We start from the raw sequence: 21,031 nt of genomic DNA on the forward strand, positions 1-21,031 counted from the left end.
TTTAATTTTTCACATCCACTTTTGTACAATTTCCTCTAAAGCCATTCCGCGTGAACCTTTCAATAAAACAACATCTTTTTTCGTTACTACTTTTAATACTTCCTCTGCTATCTCGGCTTTATTATCAAATGATTGTACTTTTCCTGCATGATAGTTCTTTCTTGCTTCTTCCGCTACAATTTTGGCTAACTCTCCATACGTAAATACATATTGAATGCTCTCCTCATTTAACATTTTACCAATTTCTCTATGATATGTTTCACCTTTCTTCCCTAACTCCAACATATCCCCAATCACTATCATTTTTTTCTTATAGGCATTTAACTTCTGTAACGTTTCAATTGCAGCCTTCATGGAGGAAGGACTGGCATTCCATGCATCGTTAATAATTGTAAAACCTGTTTTAGCGGTTAAAAACTGAAAGCGCATTTGTGTAATATTTATTTGCTGCAATGCTTCTTGTATTTTTTCTGTAGAGACTTTGTAAAATTGCCCTACAGCGATTCCAACGATCGCATTTAAAATATTATGTTTTCCATGTAAGGGAACATCGTACTGTATTTTTGTATGATTTAATTTAAAATGAACACCATATCCATCTAATTGTACGTTCGTTGGAAACAAATCATTTGTATACTTTCGACCAAATGACTTACTTTCTATACCTAGCGTATTAATATGTTGAGAAAGTAATGGCTCGTCACCATTATATAGGAACAGTCCATCGTCATGTAATCCGTCTATAATTTCAAATTTAGCCTTCGCAATCTCTTCTCTTGATCCAAGCGTCTTTAGATGTGACTGTCCAATCATTGTAATGATCGCTACATCTGGCTGTGCGATTCGTGATAAATTTCGAATTTGTCCTTTTTCACTCATTCCCATTTCAAGTATCAAAAACTCAGTATCTCGTTCCATTTCTAAAATTGTTAACGGTAAACCGATTTGACTATTAAAATTACCTTTTGTTTTATGCACTCTATAAGTTGAACTTAAAATGCTTCCTATTATATCTTTTACCGTAGTCTTGCCATTACTACCTGTAATTCCTATTACTTTTATATTTATCTCTCTTCGATAAAATTGTGCCAATTGTTGCAAAGCAAACAAAGTGTCATCCACAAATATAATTGGAATCCCTTTTGGCGGAGTACCGTAAGACTTTTTCCACAAGGAAGCGACAGCTCCATTATCCATTGCTTCTTTCACATACTCATGCCCATCTTTCATCCTAATGATTGGAACAAATAAATTTCCTTCTTTCATGTTTTTGGAATCTATGCAGACACCATGTATCTCTATAAGATGAAACGATTCTTGTAATCCTTCTCCATTTACTACTTCTTCAAGTTTTTTCAAATTCATTTGAATCAAAGCATCACCTTTTTCCATTAAATTACATATTTACTGTTTTATTTACACATATTAATAAAAATTTTATAGCGAGGTGTGTATATGCAAAAAGCGATTAGTTTCTTTCTCCTATTGTTTTGCCTAATTGTAGTAAACGAAACGTACGCCTATTCACCAAAATCTTTACCAATCTCTCAAAACTCTGATCAATGGCAAGTGAATATTGATAAACCGAAAAAAACAAACAAGAATATGCTTCAAGCTAAAAAAGATGAATTTCAAACATATCAATTTTCATTGAAAAATGTTGGAAACAGTGAAGTATATAATGTACAAGTCGAAGTATTCCGCAACGAGCCAAAAACAAAAACGAAATATGAACTCTTTTCTCTAAAGGAAAGTCGTTTAGCAAGTGGAAAAACTGGATTTGAACATGCTAATTTTCCAGTTGCTACAAAAGCAGATGAAGTTGATGTTATTATTACATGGCAAGAACACCCTTTCCGATCGATGCGAAATGGTCAAAAAGTTGAATCTAGAAAATTTAAAGAGCATTTTGTTTTTAAAGATGATAAAAAATAAATGGAATGCGAATAAATTCACATTATCATCTATATAGCTTACTTTACTAGTACCAGTTCTAAAGCAAATTAAAAAGTCGTGGCTTATACATGCCACGACTTTTTATATTAATTCGTACTAATTCCTCTCGCTGCCCAAATACGATCGATATCAGCGGCATGTTGTCCGCCATATAAAAGAGCATCTGCTTGCTTAATTGCTTTCGCTCCATCACTGAATTTAGAGTTTGGTGTTAACGACCAGTGCGATTGTAAAATAATTTTCGTTGCTACATCACGACCAAATGCTTGCGCCATCTCATATTGTCCTTGAGCCCAAATTTCTCCATCATCATGTACTTCATTCGTAATATCTTTCGGATACACTTTATTATTATCTAATCGGCGTAAGCACGTTGGATCTGAACTAGAATAAGCAGTCGCATCCCATTCTCCAACACATGCTTTTCCGTAGCCTGTTGTTGATACTGCATCTTCATACGTAGCACCTAAGAAATCACCAAATCCTTCTCCCATCGCTCCACCTTCTGCAGAACTACCGAAGCCAGGAACTTGGTTATCTTGAATTGAATGTCCATATTCATGTGCGATAATACCAGCATCTTCTGCATCATCTACTCCACCAGTACCAAATGTTAAAGCTTTCGTTGTCGGAGAATAAAACGAGTTGTCCGCCGTCGTTCCATTTACATTCACTTTAATAGAGCGATTATTAATATTTTTAAAACCTAGACTTTGAATATAACGTTGTAAAGTATCGATATGATAATACGACATCACATCTTCAAAGCTATCATTTGCACGTGTATAGTTAAATTGTAAGTTTGTAGATTTCGTTTTTGCTTTTGAAGAAATCGTTACATACTCTCCAATTAAAAATCCTGTCCCATCTAAACCTTTTAACGTAACAGTCTTTAATTGGTTCGTTAATGCTGTTGAATCTGCATCATTGTTATCTTTTAAACCTACTTTACTACCGCTAGATACAACTGGATTGGGTAAAAATACTTTTCCTGATCCTTCTGCTTTACGGTTTATATCAACCTTTTTAATTAACTTTCCATTTTCTGCATCAACAAATGTTTCCCATGCACCAAATGGATTATTAGAATGGACTACAACTTTATATACTGGACGAGCAATTCCTTCTTCAACAATATATCCAAATTCTTTCTCTGTAGGAGCCCATAAGTTTTGTTCACTTACTTCTCCAACATACGCCATTGATTTTTGTATTGCATCTTTTTCACTAATTTTTGTTGTAACTTCCTTCACACCTTTAACAGATTGATAATCAGAAACAGCAAGTACTCCTTTTCCCTCATCGTTAAGAGTAACTGTAATTTGTTTTGAAAATACAGGCGCACCATTCACAACTTGTTGGAACCTAACATATGAAGCTACTGACGTTTCTGTTGTAGAAATATATTGCAAGTCTGAAAGGTCTGCTTTTAATCCATACTGCGCAGCATTTTCTTTTAAATATTCTGTTGCTTTTTTCTGAGGCGAATAAGCTTCTAGCTTTACTTGCTGTTGTTTTTCCAATGCCGAAACTGTAGAAATTGTCCCCATTACTAACGGCACAGTCATTGCCATTGCCACCATTTTTTTATTAAACATAGAACCACTCCCCCTAATAAAGTAGCTCAACCTTATCCCATTACCACTAGGCAATCATTCCCCACAAAATGGGGGGATAAAAATTGAATCTACGAGTAATTCTCTATGAACAATTCTATTACCTTTCCATTAAGGAGGCGTGAAAATTTCTCAATATTTATGTGTAAAGCGCAAACAATACTTTAGAAAGAAATTTTCTTGAGGTCCTATCGAATCGATTATGAAAAAATTAGCCGGATAAATATCTATCATACAAAAAAGGAAGTTGGAATGATTCCAACTTCCTTTTCTTTACTTAGTCGCGCTTAATTTAATACGAACTTTCGTCTCACCTAAAGATAGTTCATCATCTTCATTCGTTAAGTGACCAAATGTAAATTGTTTAACGAGTAAGTTTTCTTCCAACAACTCTTTATGACTCGTTAACGTTTGCTGTAGTTCTTCCTCTGTATCAAGAATTACATCTACCCGTAAATTAACAGGTAAATTCAACTGCTTACGATATTCTTGAACGGCGCGAATGAATTCACGTGCTACCCCTTCTTGTAGCAATTCTTCCGTTACATTCGTATCTAACATTACTGTATATTGTCCGTTAGTTGTATTAGAGAATCCAGATTTCGCAACTTTCTCTACTAATACATCTTCAGTCGTTACAACTATTTCTTCTCCTGATGCTACTTCGTAAACTGCTCTTTCTGTAGAAACAAAGTTTTGTACCTCGTCTTGTGATAATTGTTTTAGCCAGCCATTTACTGCATTCACATTTTTACCGAACTTCGGCCCAGCCGTTTTAAAGTTCAGCTTTAATTGATAGGACGTGTATTTCATTTCATCGAGTTCAACATGGAACGCTTTTACATTTAACTCATCCATAACGATATCACGATAAGATTCCCAATCCATATCATTTTCATTATGCTCAAGTAATACAAGTTCCGCTAACGGCTGTTTTACTTTTAAAGAATGTTGATTACGATTACTTCTTCCAAGTTCAACAACTTGTAAAACTGCATCCATTTCCGCTTCTAATTTCGGCTGAAGTAGTGATTCATTTACAACTGGATAATCCTCTAAATGAACGCTACTTCCAGTTAAATTCAAATGAATATCTTCAGCGACAAACGGTGTAAACGGTGCGATTAATTTACTAATTGTCACAAGCACTTCGTGAAGTGTCTCATACGCAGCTGCTTTTTCAGCATTCATACCAGATTCCCAGAAACGATTACGTGATCGTCTTACGTACCAATTACTTACTTCATCTACAAGCGTCGCGATTTCACGAGCTGCATTCGTAAATTGATAATCATCAAGTGCAGTTCTCACTTTTTTCGTTGTACTATGCAATCTTGATAATACCCATTCATCCAATTTCGTCCGCTTTACGTCATACGTTTCGTTCGGATTATACTCATCTAAATTTGCATATAAAACGTAGAAGCTATACACATTGACTAATGTATCTACAAATTTAGATTTTGCTTCTAATACTGTTCTTTCAGAAAAACGCTTCGCATTCCACGGAGCACTGTCAACGAGAAGTGCCCATCTTAAAGCATCTGCACCAAACTTCTCTACTAAATCAACTGGATCTAGTGCATTCCCTTTACTTTTAGACATTTTCTGTCCTTCTTCGTCTAGAACATGCCCTAGTGATAACACTCGTTTATACGGTACTTTTCCTGTATATAGTGCTGATACAGCTAATAAACTATAAAACCAGCCGCGTGTTTGATCAATTCCTTCTGCAATTACATCTGCTGGAAATTGTTCTTCAAATAACTCTTTATTTTCAAACGGATAATGATATTGCGCAAATGGCATCGAGCCACTATCAAACCAAACATCAATTACTTCTGGTGTACGATTCATCGCACTTCCGCATTTTTCGCAGCAAACTTGCACTTCATCTACATACGGCTTGTGCAATTCTAAATCTTCAGGTGTTTCTTTCGTACTATGCTTTCTTAAATCAGCAATGCTTTTCGGTGCGAATTGATGATCGCAACTTTCACATTCCCATACGTTTAATGGTGTTCCCCAATATCTATTTCGGCTAATATTCCAGTCCACCATGTTTTCTAAAAACTTACCAAATCTTCCATGTTTCATATGATCTGGATACCAAGTAACAGTATCGTTGTTTTGTAAAAATGTATCTTTAATTGCAGTCGTTCGGATTAACCAACTTTCACCTGCATAATAAAGAAGTGGTGAATCACAGCGCCAACAATGTGGGTAACTATGCTCATACTTTTCTTTATGATAAAGTAAACCCTCCTTCGCTAAATAACGAACGATATCTACGTCACAATCTTTTACAAATTTACCTTTCAAAAATGGTACTGCTTCTGTATATTCACCTTTCTCATCTACAACATGTAAGAATGACAACCCTTCACTTTGAACGACTCTATAATCGTCCTCTCCATATGCTGGAGCAATATGAACGAGTCCTGTACCACTATCTGCCGTTACAAAATCTGCTCCGATAACGCGGTACCCATTTGTAACTTCTTTCATCGGAAACGGTGCTGTATAAGAAGTATTTAATAATTCTTCTCCTTTATGAACAGATAATACTTCATAGTTTTCTTTTAATACATCTCGTACACGTTCTTTCGCAACAATGTATACATGACCTTCTTGTTTCGCTTTCACGTATTCCATATTTGGATGTACAGCGAGTGCAACATTTGCTGGAAGTGTCCAAGGTGTTGTCGTCCAACCTAGGAAGTATTCATTGTCACTATCTTTCACTTTAAACTTAACTGTTGCACTTAAATCTTTTACTGTTTTATACCCTTGCGCAACCTCATGTGAACTTAGTGAAGTTTGACAACTTGGGCAATATGGTGAAACTCTATGCCCTTTATACAATAATCCTTTTTCATGAATCGTCCCTAAAATATGCCATACACTTTCGATATATGGATTCTCTAACGTAACGTATGGATCATCCATATCTACCCAATAACCGATACTTTCAGTGAATTCACGCCACTGTTTCTCATATGTGAATACACTCTCTTTACACTTCTTAATAAATGGTTCAATTCCATACTCTTCGATTTCATGTTTACCAGAAATACCGAGTTGCTTCTCAACACCTAATTCTACAGGTAAGCCGTGCGTATCCCATCCCGCTTTTCTTAATACTTTATAACCAGCCATCGTTTTATATCTTGCTACTACATCTTTAATTGTTCGTCCAAGTGCATGACCTACATGCGGTAGTCCGTTCGCCGTTGGTGGTCCTTCATAAAACACAAAAGATTGTGCGCCTTCTCGATTCTGAATTGATTGTTCGAAAATGCTCTGCTCGTTCCACTGTTTACGAATACGTGTTTCTCTCCCTACAGCTGACTCTTTTACATCTACTTTCTTCATCTACAATCACTCCTTTTGAATGTTTTAAAGCACACAAAAAACCCGTCCCTATAAAATAGGGACGGGTTTACCCGCGATACCACCCTAATTCTATTAGCTCTTCACTAATAGCACTTAGCAACGTACTATCATACGTGTTCTTTGTAACGGTAGACATCCGTCCGAGCTTACTCATTTTCAGCCTCGGCTCCTCGGAGATGATTTTCAAATAACGTCTGCACACCGGCTTTCAGCAACATACCGGCTCTCTGGGGAACAGTACACTATTTTACTCTTTCTCGTCTTCAGATTTGTATACTTTGTTAAAAGCTATTTTATGCCATTTGGTAACCAATTGTCAACTAATTCAAAATATATATTTAATTATGCCCTTTTTTCACTATTCTTATACAATTACTTTTCAAATTCTCGCAGTGCTGCTAAATTTTCATCATCCTCGATAAGTTCAGCGAAAAATCCCGACTCATCCTCACGAAGTACAATTTCAAGCTCTTCCTTCGCCTCTTCATTCCTGTTTAACTGTGCTAAATAACAAGCACGATCATATCTTGCTAACAAATCACTCGCATCCATTATTACTACTTCATTTGTTAGTTTTTCTGCCTTTATCGTTTGGCCAGCACCATGATATGAAGATGCTAAAGAAAGAAGAATTGCTGTTTCATTCGGATGATGGATAGAGGCATTTTCTAATACATGAATTGCCTCTTCAAACCTCTCTTGACTTTGATATATTTCTCCTAAAGCAAGAAATGCTCTACTTACAAATGGTGTTTGCTCCGTTAATTGTAAGGTAATCTTTTCTGCTTTTCTTTCTTCTCCTGCTTTAAAGAATACTTGTGCCTGAAGAAGAAGAGTATCGTAATCATCTGGTAACTCTCGAACCATTTGCTTCGTTAATTCCATAGCATCTCTTAACATACCTTCTTCCTCGCACTCAACGAAAAGATTTACAAGTTGCTTCGCTACTTCATAATCCCATTTATTTTCTAGTGACGTGTGCAGAATCTCTATTGCTTCTCTATTCATCTCTACATTCTCATAAAATAGCGCAAATCGCTGCGCTGCCATACTATTTTTCGGATTTAACTGTAACGAAATTTCATATAAATCAATGATTGTAGTAATAATCGAAATTTCTTTCGCACGGTTTTTCATACGATAAAGAGCTCTCGTAAATATGGATTTCTTCGGCTGTTCATTTTGTTGACGTTCAATCCATCTTTCTGTAACTGCAGATGCAGCATACATAAACGCCATACTTCTTTCTGCCTTTTTTACTTTTAATATGTGAAGAAAATCTCGTATGTTAGACCATTTCTTATGTTGTTCTATCGCTTTTACATATACATCAAATATACGTTCATTATTTACATCTTTTTGTATAACCTTCATTGCAATTTCAATTGCTTTTGCATTTTTATTTTTCAATAATACTTTTGCATAATGATATAAAACTTCTGTATGCTCACTATCTAATCGTAGTGCCTCTTCAATCTGTGCTTGTTCTTTATCTATTTCATCCATCGCTCCATACACATATGCAATCGCATCTAATCGCCATATTTCAGGTACTTCGTCCACTAATTGTTCTAGTTCAGCCAGCAACTCTTTCTGAAGATTCATTTCTACTGAAAGCTGCGCCAAATATTCCATATTAATATGCAGCGGCTCTTCTTTCATCGCCTGAACCATATGACTTTGTTCTTTAGAACGATTTTCTTCTTTTTCATATATTTCCGCAAGCTGTAAATGTACACCGACGAAATTCCCATCAAGCTCTAAACATGTTTCATATGCCTGTTTTGCTTCCGTCAATTGTCCTAATGCCATAAGTGTTTCACCAATTCGGTAATACGGTAATGCCGTTTCCTTTTGTTCTATCGCCCTTTTATATCTTTTCATCGCTTGGCCATACTGTCCGATAGATTCATATAAAATACCTGTATAACAACCATATTCACTTACTTCATTTCTTTCTTTTCGTAACGTTCTTAAGAATGCTATACCTCGCTGCACAAATACCGTTCCTTTAATTCGATTCACATATTCATCTAACGCGCTTGCTACATTATATTCGCTCTGCTTTATACCACTCTCTAACTTAGACAATGCTACTTTAAACCCTTCTTCACTTCCACCAAGTTCAACTTCAGCATCCCATAAAACCATTCCCGCATTCATAAGAAAATCTTGGCTCTTTTCAATTTGTTTTTCAATACCGAGAATATATTCTTTTGCTTCCTTATATTGTTCTCTTGCCATATAAACTTGCGTAAGTCCGAAGTGAGAATAAACATCATCATGATTTTCTTCTAAAGCACGAGTATACAACGATTCTGCTTCTTCCAGGCTATCATTTTGAAAATGATAGTCACCCAGTTTTACATATAGAGGTGCCTTATCATCACAATTCTCAATACCTTTTAATAAAATTTCTTTCGTACTTTCCTCATCCTTCAAATCAGATTCGTATATTTCCGAAAGTTTCGTATAAATGTAAGGTGCATTACTATCCAAATGAATCGCTACTTTAAGCCCTTTTATCGCTAAATGTAATTTCCCTAATTGATGCGCACATCTCGCTCGCTCATACCATACATGTGCCTCATTTTTATACTCTCTTAACAGGTCGTTAAAGATTTCATACGCTTCTTCATATCTTTCTAAATCTATTAATATTAACCCGTGATTCGTTAAAGTAAATCTTTCTGGACTACGTTCTAAAGCAACTTGAGAAAACTGCAATGCCTTATCAGATTGATCGATATACATATATGATAACGCAAGGAAACTCCAAGCAATCGGCTGATCTGCGTCTAATTGTAATGAGGAACGAAAACTTGAAATCGCTTCTATATAACTCTCCTGCTCAAAAGCATATCTTCCGTTTATGAAATGATATAAAGCACGATTATTTTTCTTCTCAACACTCGCAAGCATTTGCTCGGCTTTTTCTAATTCTTCAAGGCGGATAAAGCACTGCGCACCATGTAATTTAACAAAGTCCGAGTTTGGAAACTTCTCCATTAAATTTTCTATACAATATAAAATAAATTCTTTATCTACTTCAACATCTAAATGCTTAACCGTATATAACCACGTATTCGGATTATCACTTGTCTCTTTTAAAAACTGTACTAACTTATGAATCCCCTCTTTATCTTGTTCATCTAAATGATCCGTTAAAGAAAAAATTGATTTGAAATAAGTATTTTCTTCTTCATTTAAAAATGATAGCTTTTCCTTCTTTTCTTTCGGAACAAACGTAATCGCTAAACAACCTGTATAACGATATTTTTCTTGTAACTTACTATATTCCACAATAACTGGCTCTATAAAGTTCGGATCTTGAACATAAAAGGCCTGCAATGTATCATCATATCCAGCTAGTACTTGTACATGTGAAGCATGCTCAATATCTATACTTAATAAAACAGGAATTCCTTCATCAATCAGTCTCTTATAATTCTCTTCATTACCTTTAAAATAACGATATTCATAACCTAATTCTTCTAAATAAGAAACAGTATCTGAAAACTTCGATCCTGTCATATCAAAAATAAACTCTGCTATTTCATCTTGTGTACGTTTTTCTCCCCATAACTGCAACATCATTTCTAAACTTGTCGGCACACAATAATTATCCTTTTGTACAATGGGAACGATCGGCAGGTGAACCTTTTTTCCATCTGGATTTTTTTCTAAATTATGATATAAAGACCCTTTTAAACTTTTTTCTTCTTTTAATAACTGTTGTAAATCTACAAGTTTATTCATTTTGTACAGTGCTTCTGCTCGTAAATGTACGAAATAAGCTTTATACGCATGATAAGGAAGCTGTTTATTTATGTTATCTATTACTGATAACATATCTTCGTACTTCCCTAAATCTAATACATATTTTATCTTTTCAAAATGAAAATATGGTACTTGTGGGAACTTTACAATTGCATCATCAATTAGCTGCAATGCACGTTTTTGTTCTCCTTTATTCGCATATAACTGTGATAATAAATAGGTAGATAACTCTTCACAATCTTTATGCTGCATACCAGCTATAAATTGTTCTTCTGCTTTCTCCCATTCACCTGTATGCATATAGACGTATCCCCATTTATCAAACACGGCACGTTCACTGTACTCCTCTGCTTTTTGCATATAGATTAGCGCTTCTTCATTTCGTTTCATTTCTAAAAGACATCTTACTAACGTAAAATATGTTTTCGCTAAAAAATCGGCATCTATTTCTTCTTTATTGCTCTCTTCTAAAACGTCTTTTAGCAACTGTTCTGCTTCAAGAATTTTCCGCTCATCAATTAACTCATCACAATATAAAGAGAGCGTTCTCATATTTGGGAATTTTTTATAAGCGTAGCGAATGAGGAATGAACTGTATTGGTGCATAAGCCCTTCATCAGTAAGGCGAATTAATATATCAAACTCCTTATGTGAAGGAATATTAGCAAGCCAATTCTTTACATAAGATAAAGTATTCTTTTCTTTTATATATGAAATTTCATTATTTATTTCCTGTAATCCCTCTATAAATCTCTTGTCTTTCAAACAAGCATCTAACTGCTTAAAATCTAGCATGTATTCACCTCGAATATTTATTTATACTGCTACTTGCTTAGATTTTACACATCATATTGTAGGTATTCAACTAAAATCTCCTATAATGGATAGTATTATTTAATATTATTCGAATTTATAACAAAATATAGTAAAAATGATTGTTTTTCTCTGTATTTTGTTTGATTATATGGAATAACGTAACATGTGGATCTTATTTTTATATAGCTGAAATCAGCACATGAAATTATATCGGCGATAATTCAAATATATCAGCGATTCTTTCATTTTATCGGCGATTTTCAAAATATATCGACCGATTCTTAAAATATATCAGCGATTATATGTCGAATATCGACTTATCGACATTCAGCGACATGTTTCATCGTATTACTACCTATTAACATACTATTTCACCAAATGTAATTTTCATATTCGGAGCGTACACTAATGAAGAATGTATATGAAATGCTTTAAAAAATCGTAGTTCAGCTTCATATTGAGCTAGCGCATCATCATATGTTAATCCTCTGTCTATTAAACGTCCTATAAATTGCTGTTTATCACCTGGATTCCCCGCAATCCCCTCTTCCTTTAATGAATGATACAACTTCGCTTTACCATGATGGTGCATATTAGAATCTAAAAAGTTCACTTTATCACTTACTCTACACTCAATATTTTTCACACCTAATTCACTTAAATATATCGGTATTTTCATGCCTATATTGCCATCTTTACCGTTTCTCTTCGTATCACTTTCAAATAATTTCTGCAAAACACCTAGCTGAATAATTTCCGATTGCTCCTCCCCATCTAACACGTATGAAGACATATTTGAAATCCAATGTGGTTCAAAACAGATTATTTTTCCGCCCTTTTTGACTGAATGTATCATTTTTTGTAACATCGTTTTTGGTGAACTCATATGTAACAAGAACGCATGACAAATTGCTATATCGTATTTATCGTTCAATTCAATCTCTGTAGCATCTCTTTCAAGAAATTCTGACTCATACGGAAGTAAACGAAACAACTCTCTCGCTTCCGCTATTAATGTTTCCCCGCTATCAATGCCTGTATACTTTGATCCTTTTGGAAGTAATGGCATTAATATTAAGCCTAAATAACCATATCCACAACCGTAATCAACGATATGTACTGGCTTAGTGATTCTCCAAACTGTATTTACTAAAAAGCTTACATAATCGTCATTGTAATATAAATCTCTTGTATTTTTTAAATAAGTTAGTTTACTGTTCCAATCATACGTTTCCAACGTCTAACGCCTCCTTTTATATACAAAACTAAAGTTCTCTATATAATAGTCGTATTCCTACACTTTTCTTAAAATTTCAAAGCAAAAAGCTAGTGTGTTATTAAAAATACACTAGCTTTTTATTTGGAAAAAAAATTTAACAAGTACAATCACAATCAAAACAATCCGTACAATCTAAATCGCCACAATCTGCTTTTCTCTTTCTTTTGTTTCTCTTAAGATAATAATACAGTAGCCCAAACAATAGTATACAAATAGTAAAAGCTATTATTGCTTCTGTATACTTATTTTGAATCATAAAACCAATTCCACTTCCACCTGAAATAAAAATTAGAATTAAGTAAATCCAGAACATCTATGTAAATACCTCCGTTACTATATACCTTAAGATAATATCCAAATAACACTTGATGAAATAAATAACCCCATACCATTACCGCTTAATACACCAGTAGTTACTCTTAGTAAATTTGTGCTACTTCTCCATTTCCACTTTTGGGTAAATCCATCAATAAGTAACGGAATTTGAGCAGAAAATGATAGTATAATTGCAAAAAGAAATGAAAGTGTTATATAAAAATAAATTGGAAACATTAATATACCGATAAGCATGCCTGTACAACGCGCACATAAAGGTATGTATTTTTGTAGTTTAAGAAAACTTCTATCTGATCTTCTATGACAAGGAATTTGTAAAATCATATTTCGAATCAATATAAATCCTCCTCTCTAAAAAGATTTTAATTGATTTTGAAAATTAATTATATATCAAAATAAAAAACAAACCAGGTTTATATACTAAACCCAGTTTGTCAGTTTATTACTATGCTACATCTCCTCAGGTGCCTCCACCCCAAGTAAACGTAATCCCTCTTTTAATACAACCGTCACAGCATACACTAATGCCAGTCTACTGTCTTTCTCTTCACTCTCTTCTAATATACGCACATTCCCGTAATATTTATTAAACGATTGCGCTACATCTAATACGTATTTCGAAATAACCGATGGTTCATTTTTGTTGAAGGCTATTTCAATTACTTGTGGGAATTTATTAAGTAATTTTACAACGCTCCAGCTATGATCATCTTTTAATGCAAACGTACACGTTTCAAATTCTACGCTTTCTTTTCTTAAAATAGAGCAAGCACGTGCATGTGTGTATTGTACATATGGGCCTGTTTCCCCTTCAAATTTCAGCATATTTTCTAATGAGAATTCAATATTATGCATACGCTCATTTTTTAAATCGTGGAAGATAACTGCACCTACACCGACTTGCTTTGCTACTTCTTCTTTTTGTTTTAAGTTTGGATTTTTCTCTTCAATATTTTGTTTTGCAAGTTCGATTGCTTCCTCAAGTACTTCTTCGAGTAAAATAACTCTCCCTTTACGTGTGGACATTTTCTTACCATCTTTTAAAATGAACCCAAACGGTACATGTTCCATGCCGTCAACCCAAGTGTAGCCCAACTTTTTTAATACAGTGAAAAATTGATTGAAGTGTAAACTTTGTTCCGGGCCAACTACATATAACGCTTTATCAAAACTAAATGTGTTTTGACGATATAGTGCTGCTGTTAAGTCACGCGTTGCATAAATCGTCGCACCATCTGATTTTCTAATTAAGCAAGGCGGCATTCCCTCTTCTTCTAAATTAACGACTAATGCGCCTTCTGACTCTTCAAGTAAATCATGTTCCTCTAAAATCCCAATAAAGTCTTCCATTAAATTATTATAAAAAGCTTCTCCTTGAAAATTAGTAAATTCCACACCGAGAAGTTCATAAATACGAGAAAATTCTTTTAAGGATTCGTGGCGGAACCAATTCCAAAGCTCAACTGCTTCTTCATCACCTTCTTCTAATTTCTTAAACCAAGCGCGTCCATCTTCTTCTAATTCTTCGTCGTCTTTTACCTCTTCATGAAATTGAACATATAACTTAAATAATTCACGTATTGGATCCTCTTTCACTACTGCTTCATTTCCCCATTTTTTATAAGCAGTAATTAACTTTCCAAACTGTGTTCCCCAGTCCCCAATATAATTAATTCCTACAACTTCATACCCACATTTTTCAGCGATATGTTTCAATGAATTTCCAATCATTGTAGAACGTAAATGCCCCATTGAAAATGGCTTTGCGATATTAGGAGAGGAATAATCGATAACGACCGTTTTTTCATATCCAAAATGATTGTGACCGTACTCTTCTTTCTCCGCTAAAATCGTCTTTAATACTGTATCACTTACCGTTTTACGATTAAAAAATACATTTACATAAGGACCAACGGCTTCTACTTTCGTAAAAAATGGATCGCTTAATTTCTCCGCAACTTCCTTTGCAATAATAGCCGGTGCTTTTTTATATTGCTTCGCAAGTGTAAAGCATGGGAACGCTGCATCTCCGAATTCATCTTGTTTCGGTGTTTCAATTAAATCTAAAATTTGCTGTTGCGTTAATTCATTCGTAAAAATATTAGATAAACTTTCTGCAAACTGCTTTTTATAATCCATGCTACAACCTCCTTCATTTTTAAAATACAAAAAACTCGTCTCTAAAAAAGAGACGAGTTTGAACCCGTGGTACCACCCTTGTTGTTCATTACGAACCACTTTCCCGTTTATAACGAGGACAGGGGCCTCGGCTTACTCTACTATTCGTTCAAGAAGCATCTCCGAAGTGCGCTTCATCTTTTTCTTCCGCACTAGGCTCACACCATCCCTAGCTCGCTTTCCTTCTAAAAAAGACTACTCTCTTCATCACAGACAGTATATTTAATTAATTATTGCTTATTATACATCTTTTCAAACAATTAGCAAGGGTCAATTACACCAAAGTGAAACTTAGCACTTTTTCTTTTGTATACGTGAAAATTGTGTTTTTCAAATCTAGAACTACGGAAATGATCTTTTAATACGACACGCTTTCTCGCCACACGCCTCGCTTCTGCAATTGTTTCGTCAGTAATATCATGATACAAAGCGAAGTGTTTTAATCCTTTAATTCCATCTGATTCTATAACAGTTTCTTCAAACATTGGATCAAGGTACACAACGTCATAGCTATTATCTTCACATTGTTTTAAAAATGCGTAATGCTCCGTTTGCTTTACATCAATTCGTTGCATTGCTTCATCAATTTCAGAAACGGATGAAGACCATGTTTTCAAACCATTTTCCATAATATAAGCCATATACTCATTGCCTTCAAGTCCTGTTACTTTTCCGCTTTCACCAACAATATAACTAGCTACAATACTATCTGATGCCATCCCGAGCGTACAATCTAACACTGTCATTCCTCTCTCTAATTGCGTGGCTTGTACAAACGGATCGTGTTCTCCGCGCATTAACCTTTTCACACGAAACATCGCTGAGTTCGGATGAAAGAAAAACGATTCTTCCGTACCTTTTGGATAAATAGCTAATCGGTTCTTCCCTACGACAAGTACATCTTGTTCATACTGTTCATGCAGCTTATGTACTGGTATGTCATTACGTTTAACGAAAGAAGCATTTAATTCTGTTGCTACCCTGTTTGCATAATCTATCATTTCTTTATTCGTTCTTCCTGCTGTTGTTACTATCATTTTTTCACCTCTATATAAAGAAAAGAGGGAGATTTACTCTCCCCCTTCTTTAGCAATTCTTTTCGAAAGCTTGTTCTAAGTTCGTAATAATTTCGTCCATAGTTGCACCTTCAATTTCATGACGGTGAATGAAGTGAACAACTTCTTTTCCTTTTAACAATGCCATAGATGGTGAAGACGGAGGAATTTCTCCGAAGTATTCACGCATTTTTGCAGTAGCATCTTTATCTTGACCTGCGAATACAGTTACAAGATGGTCAGGTTGTTTTTCAGCACGAACAACCGCTTGACCTGCTGATGGACGTGCTAAACCAGCTGCACAACCACAAACAGAGTTTACAACTACTAAAGTTGTACCTGTTACGTTTTCCATAAATTCTGTTACAGCTTCTTCTGTAGTTAACTCTTCAAACCCAGAACGCACTAACTCTTGGCGCATTGGGATTACCATTTGGCGCATGTATTCTTCATAAGCATTTGACATCTTGTAATCTCTCCTTCAACTTTCATTCCAAATTCATCATATCACGCTCTATTAATAGGTGCAAAAGAAAGATAACGATGATTTCATTTTTTTGTAGGGATTTCACAAATCCCTTCGCGGCAATGTCCAACTGGGACAAGTTTTCTATTGTTAGCGATATAATCGTATACTTTACTTCCAAAACCAAGTACGATAGATAGCTTTATAAAAGGTACGGCAAACCAATAAGATGGAACGGCCTTTGCTAATACATATATGCTACGAATGCCGTCATACCACTTATTATTTTTTAAAATATACAATCTTTGTTCCATCTTACTTTGTAGTTCTTGAGAAAGTTCATACTTCTCAACTACATCTTCATCTCGAAATGAAAAAAATTTCACCTTACCCTTTTTATCTAATTTTTTCGTACGTTCTGCAACCGCCGTACACATCGGACACCAACTATCATAGAAAACAATCATACATTATTCCCCTTTACGAGACTCCGTCATTTGTTTCCATACAGAACCTTTTGCTTCTTCTCCGCCTTCAATACGCTCTAACGCTAGACGTGCTTGCATTGCTACTTCAAACTCTGGATCATCTTGCGCTGCTTTTAATGCTGGAATCGCACTTTCGTCTCCTAGTTCAAATAAGAACATCGCTGCACGCCATCGTACTAATTTACTTGGATCTTTCAGAGATTTAATCATAACGAACATCGCTGCTGGGTCACCTACGTCTGATAAGCAATCACCTGCTGTACGACGAACACTTACAGAGCGATCTAATAAGGCTTTATATAATAACGGTAATACTTCATCACCTTTTACCATACCTAAATATGCTGTTGCTAAACGGCGAATCGAAACTTTTTCATCATCTAACGCCATCTTCAACACTGGAATATCTTCTTCAGTAGGATCCATTTGTTCTAAAGCTGCAAAACGTTTTTTCCAGTCAGCATCTTTCATCATCTCTTCTGTTACTTTATATGGCTCACGCTTTTGAATCGTTACTTCAACAGCACCTGCCTGATTTAATAATTCTTTAACCGTTTCATTTACACGTTCTTCCGGATAAGCAGCAACAATCTCTTCTACTACTTCTTTCCCGATTTCTTCAAAATTACCGTAACGTGTACTTTGTTCCACCCATTTACGTTCTTTTACAACGTTTGGTGCAGACATTTGCACTTTCATAATTGATTCTTTAAAACGGTCAGGTAAACCAACACGTTCTTCCGTCGTTCCATCTGTTAACTTTACTTGCATTGGAATTGTAAAGAACATTTGAACAAACACTTTCACTTCCCCAAAATGAGCAAGTTGTTGTTCTTCACTTTCTTCCACTACTTCTTCGCCAAAAACAGCACGAACTTGTTGTAATAACACTTTCCAGTCATACTTTGCATTTCGCTCCACCGCTAAAAAGTCGGCTACATGATATACACCTTTAATGCCTTCAATTTTCAAAATTTCTTGCACTTGCATTGGTGCTTGTTCTTTATTTTCATTTGTATAATTATTACGTGCTCCTGATGGTAATACTTCATTCAAAATAACTTTCATTGTATTTGGACTTGGCGTCGGTTCAATTGCTTTAATCTTCACGTAAATAACTCTCCTTTATTGCATGTTCTTAGCTGTATTGTAACATGTTATCACGCTATACTCCTACTCGGATGCTTAATTTTACTATTTACCTTTCTACATTGCTGGAAAGTTTCATTCATTCTATTTTCACCTAATCATTCCATAACTATAGTTAAAAGTATAATTGACAATTACATAAAAAGGGATTAACCTTAACTCATAAAATGACCTTGGTCATTTTATGAACAAAGTCATTCAAAGGTGGAGTGATAACAAATGAACAATGTCATAATTATTGGTGGCGGCATTGCTGGTCTATGTGCAGCAATTTCCTTACAAAAAATAGGATTAGATGTAAAAGTATATGACAAAAATACTGAACCTACTGTTGCTGGTGCAGGTATTATCATTGCCCCAAACGCAATGCAAGCACTTGAACTATACGGCATTTCTAAGAAAATCAAAAAATTCGGCAACGAAAGTGACGGTTTTAACCTTGTATCCGAAAAAGGTACTACTTTCAACAAGTTAATTATTCCAACTTGCTATCCAAAAATGTACTCCATTCATAGAAAAGATTTACACCAATTACTACTTTCTGAACTAAAAGAAGATACTGTCAAGTGGGGAAAAGAATGCGTAAAAATAGAACAGAATGAAGCAAACGCCTTAAAGATAGTATTTCAAGATGGTAGTGAAGCATTTGGCAATATACTGATTGCTGCCGATGGTATTCATTCTGTCGTTCGAAAACAAGTAACACAAAGGGATAATTATCGTTATGCAGGATATACGTGTTGGCGTGGCATAACTCCTACTAATAATCTTTCTTTAACAAATGACTTTATTGAAACTTGGGGAACGAACGGTAGATTTGGTATCGTCCCTCTTCCCAACAACGAAGTATACTGGTATGCGCTCATAAACGCGAAAGCTAGAGATCCAAAATACAAAGCTTACACAACAACAGATTTATATAATCATTTCAAAACTTACCATAATCCAATCCCATCTATTTTAAAGAACGCATCGGACATTGATATGATTCATCGTGATATTATAGACATCACTCCAATGAAACAGTTTTTTGACAAACGCATCGTATTCATTGGGGATGCTGCCCATGCACTTACTCCGAATTTAGGCCAAGGTGCTTGCCAAGCAATTGAAGATGCGATTATTCTGGCTGAATGCATTAAAAATAATGCTCATTATCGTCAAGCATTTTTAGAATACGAACAAAAACGACGAGATAGAATTGAAAAAATCTCAAATACTGCATGGAAAGTTGGAAAAATGGCACAAATAGAAAGTAAACCTTTAACTATAGTAAGAAACGAAGTAATGAAACGTATGCCAAAATGGGTTTCTGAAAAGCAAACACATGAACTATATAGTTTTCATTTATAACATGTAACTATAATGAAAACTATAAACAGAATTATGACGTAAGATTCTATTTGAGATTATCTCTTAAACAGATATAATTGTTTTTGTTAGGAGTAGATAAAATGCTTAGAGAAACGAGAAAAAAAGAGTTAAAGGAACTTATATTCCTAAAAGCAGTACAGCTCTTTCAAGAACGCGGGTACGAAAATGTAACGGTTCAAGATATTACTACCGCATGTGGGATAGCGAAGGGCACTTTCTTCAACTACTTTCCGAAAAAGGAAAACATATTATTATTTTTAGGTGATTCTCAAATTGAGCTATGGAATGAAAGTTTAAAAACTTACGAAAATGTGGAACATCCAAAAGAAAGAATCAAACTTGTTTTAGGCGATTTACTGGATCGATTTACTGGACATGGTGATTTAATGAAGCATGCCGTCTTTGAGATTATAAAGTCAAACTACTTAGTAGAAAATGAATTAAAAAGTATACAACAGCTACAAGAAGGTTTGTCTTCAATTATTACAGAAGCGAAAGAGGCAGGAAAATTAAACAGTCAATGGGATATAAATATTATCACTTCTACTGTTATGAGCACTTATTTTTATACACTAATGTCGCATTCGCTACTACATGGAAATGAAATCAATGCGAAAAATATTCTCAATCAACAATTAGATGTTGTTTGGGAAGGTATTAATCAAAAGTGATAGAGGGCTATGTTACTAGACCCTCTTATTACGATGCCCCCTCCCGCCTTCTCTCCAAAAAGGTTATACTCTCAATCACAACTTCAGTTCTATATATTCTCTTGCCTTGTTCATCATCGTAATTACTCGTCTGAATACGCCCTGTAATCCCAACAAGTGAGCCCTTCTTACAATATTCAGTTACATTCTCAGCCGATTTTCGCCATACGACACAATTAATAAAATCTACTTGTTGTTCACCTAAACTATTTCGAAATCCTCTATTCACCGCAACACATGCTCGTGCATATGCGACGCCTTGCTTTGTGTAGTATAATTCTGGTTCCTTTGTCAATCTACCGATTAATACAACTCGATTCATCATAAGTTATACCACCTCACATATTTTTCTTCATTGTAAAGAAAAATGTGTGAAGGGTAAAAAGCTTAAAATAATATACTTTATAATAAAAAATATATTTTTATATCTTA

16 protein-coding genes and 2 other annotated features are annotated in these 21,031 nt (G+C 34.9%); of the genes, 3 read left to right on the plus strand and 13 right to left on the minus strand.

Annotation, left to right across the window (positions count from 1 at the left end; translation table 11 throughout):
* Positions 1 to 9 precede the first annotated feature (9 nt).
* A complete protein-coding gene (locus ACTFNE_RS12345; protein ID WP_046197538.1) occupies positions 10 to 1,392 on the minus strand; it encodes a UDP-N-acetylmuramoyl-tripeptide--D-alanyl-D-alanine ligase in 1,383 nt (460 codons plus the stop codon).
* Between the two features lie 63 nt (positions 1,393 to 1,455).
* Here ACTFNE_RS12345 and ACTFNE_RS12350 point away from each other — a divergent pair, with 63 nt between their 5' ends.
* Positions 1,456 to 1,935: a hypothetical protein gene (locus ACTFNE_RS12350; RefSeq protein WP_046197539.1), complete on the plus strand. Its 480-nt coding sequence runs from the start codon at positions 1,456 to 1,458 to the stop codon at positions 1,933 to 1,935.
* A 107-nt stretch (positions 1,936 to 2,042) separates the two neighbouring features.
* On the opposite strand, the gene ACTFNE_RS12355 is transcribed toward ACTFNE_RS12350, so the two are convergent.
* The 11 genes from ACTFNE_RS12355 to ACTFNE_RS12405 form a co-directional block, all read right to left on the minus strand.
* Positions 2,043 to 3,554, minus strand: a complete 1,512-nt coding sequence (locus ACTFNE_RS12355; protein WP_046197540.1) for a M36 family metallopeptidase — start codon at positions 3,552 to 3,554, stop codon at positions 2,043 to 2,045.
* A 291-nt stretch (positions 3,555 to 3,845) separates the two neighbouring features.
* A complete protein-coding gene (gene ileS / locus ACTFNE_RS12360; RefSeq protein WP_270705226.1) occupies positions 3,846 to 6,947 on the minus strand; it encodes an isoleucine--tRNA ligase in 3,102 nt (1,033 codons plus the stop codon).
* Between the two features lie 54 nt (positions 6,948 to 7,001).
* Positions 7,002 to 7,241 (minus strand) — a binding site (T-box leader).
* 99 nt (positions 7,242 to 7,340) lie between these two features.
* Complete coding sequence (locus ACTFNE_RS12365; protein ID WP_046197542.1) at positions 7,341 to 11,543, minus strand: bacteriocin-processing peptidase family protein; 4,203 nt, start codon at positions 11,541 to 11,543, stop codon at positions 7,341 to 7,343.
* Between the two features lie 379 nt (positions 11,544 to 11,922).
* Positions 11,923 to 12,801: a class I SAM-dependent methyltransferase gene (locus ACTFNE_RS12370; RefSeq protein WP_046197543.1), complete on the minus strand. Its 879-nt coding sequence runs from the start codon at positions 12,799 to 12,801 to the stop codon at positions 11,923 to 11,925.
* Between the two features lie 136 nt (positions 12,802 to 12,937).
* Positions 12,938 to 13,156, minus strand: a complete 219-nt coding sequence (locus ACTFNE_RS12375; protein ID WP_000498599.1) for a hypothetical protein — start codon at positions 13,154 to 13,156, stop codon at positions 12,938 to 12,940.
* 29 nt (positions 13,157 to 13,185) lie between these two features.
* A complete protein-coding gene (locus ACTFNE_RS12380; RefSeq protein ID WP_000620803.1) occupies positions 13,186 to 13,515 on the minus strand; it encodes a DUF2085 domain-containing protein in 330 nt (109 codons plus the stop codon).
* 114 nt (positions 13,516 to 13,629) lie between these two features.
* The gene (gene argS, locus ACTFNE_RS12385; RefSeq protein ID WP_046197544.1) at positions 13,630 to 15,318 is read right to left on the minus strand and encodes an arginine--tRNA ligase; all 1,689 of its coding nucleotides are present in this window, start codon (positions 15,316 to 15,318) and stop codon (positions 13,630 to 13,632) included.
* Positions 15,319 to 15,363: 45 nt separating this feature from the next.
* Positions 15,364 to 15,577: a binding site (T-box leader), on the minus strand.
* 40 nt (positions 15,578 to 15,617) lie between these two features.
* Entirely contained in the window at positions 15,618 to 16,394 is a 777-nt protein-coding gene (locus tag ACTFNE_RS12390) for a class I SAM-dependent methyltransferase (protein WP_046197545.1), read from the minus strand.
* Between the two features lie 49 nt (positions 16,395 to 16,443).
* Positions 16,444 to 16,878: a BrxA/BrxB family bacilliredoxin gene (locus ACTFNE_RS12395; RefSeq protein WP_000063713.1), complete on the minus strand. Its 435-nt coding sequence runs from the start codon at positions 16,876 to 16,878 to the stop codon at positions 16,444 to 16,446.
* A gap of 83 nt (positions 16,879 to 16,961) precedes the next feature.
* On the minus strand, positions 16,962 to 17,345 hold the full coding sequence (locus tag ACTFNE_RS12400) for a thiol-disulfide oxidoreductase DCC family protein (RefSeq protein ID WP_046197546.1): 384 nt from the start codon (positions 17,343 to 17,345) through the stop codon (positions 16,962 to 16,964).
* 3 nt (positions 17,346 to 17,348) lie between these two features.
* Positions 17,349 to 18,476 carry a conserved virulence factor C family protein gene (locus tag ACTFNE_RS12405; protein WP_000692572.1) on the minus strand — a complete coding sequence of 376 codons (1,128 nt, stop codon included), beginning with the start codon at positions 18,474 to 18,476 and terminating at the stop codon, positions 17,349 to 17,351.
* Between the two features lie 258 nt (positions 18,477 to 18,734).
* On the opposite strand from ACTFNE_RS12405, the gene ACTFNE_RS12410 reads away from it, so the two are divergent.
* Positions 18,735 to 19,868: an FAD-dependent oxidoreductase gene (locus tag ACTFNE_RS12410; protein WP_046197547.1), complete on the plus strand. Its 1,134-nt coding sequence runs from the start codon at positions 18,735 to 18,737 to the stop codon at positions 19,866 to 19,868.
* A gap of 101 nt (positions 19,869 to 19,969) precedes the next feature.
* A complete protein-coding gene (locus ACTFNE_RS12415; protein WP_000943174.1) occupies positions 19,970 to 20,560 on the plus strand; it encodes a TetR/AcrR family transcriptional regulator in 591 nt (196 codons plus the stop codon).
* A gap of 28 nt (positions 20,561 to 20,588) precedes the next feature.
* On the opposite strand, the gene ACTFNE_RS12420 is transcribed toward ACTFNE_RS12415, so the two are convergent.
* Positions 20,589 to 20,924 carry a single-stranded DNA-binding protein gene (locus ACTFNE_RS12420; RefSeq protein ID WP_000982010.1) on the minus strand — a complete coding sequence of 112 codons (336 nt, stop codon included), beginning with the start codon at positions 20,922 to 20,924 and terminating at the stop codon, positions 20,589 to 20,591.
* Positions 20,925 to 21,031: the final 107 nt, after the last annotated feature.

The sequence above is a fragment of the Bacillus cereus group sp. MYBKT111-2 genome, assembly GCF_051915205.1.
Classification (GTDB): Bacteria; Bacillota; Bacilli; order Bacillales; family Bacillaceae_G; genus Bacillus_A; species Bacillus_A paranthracis.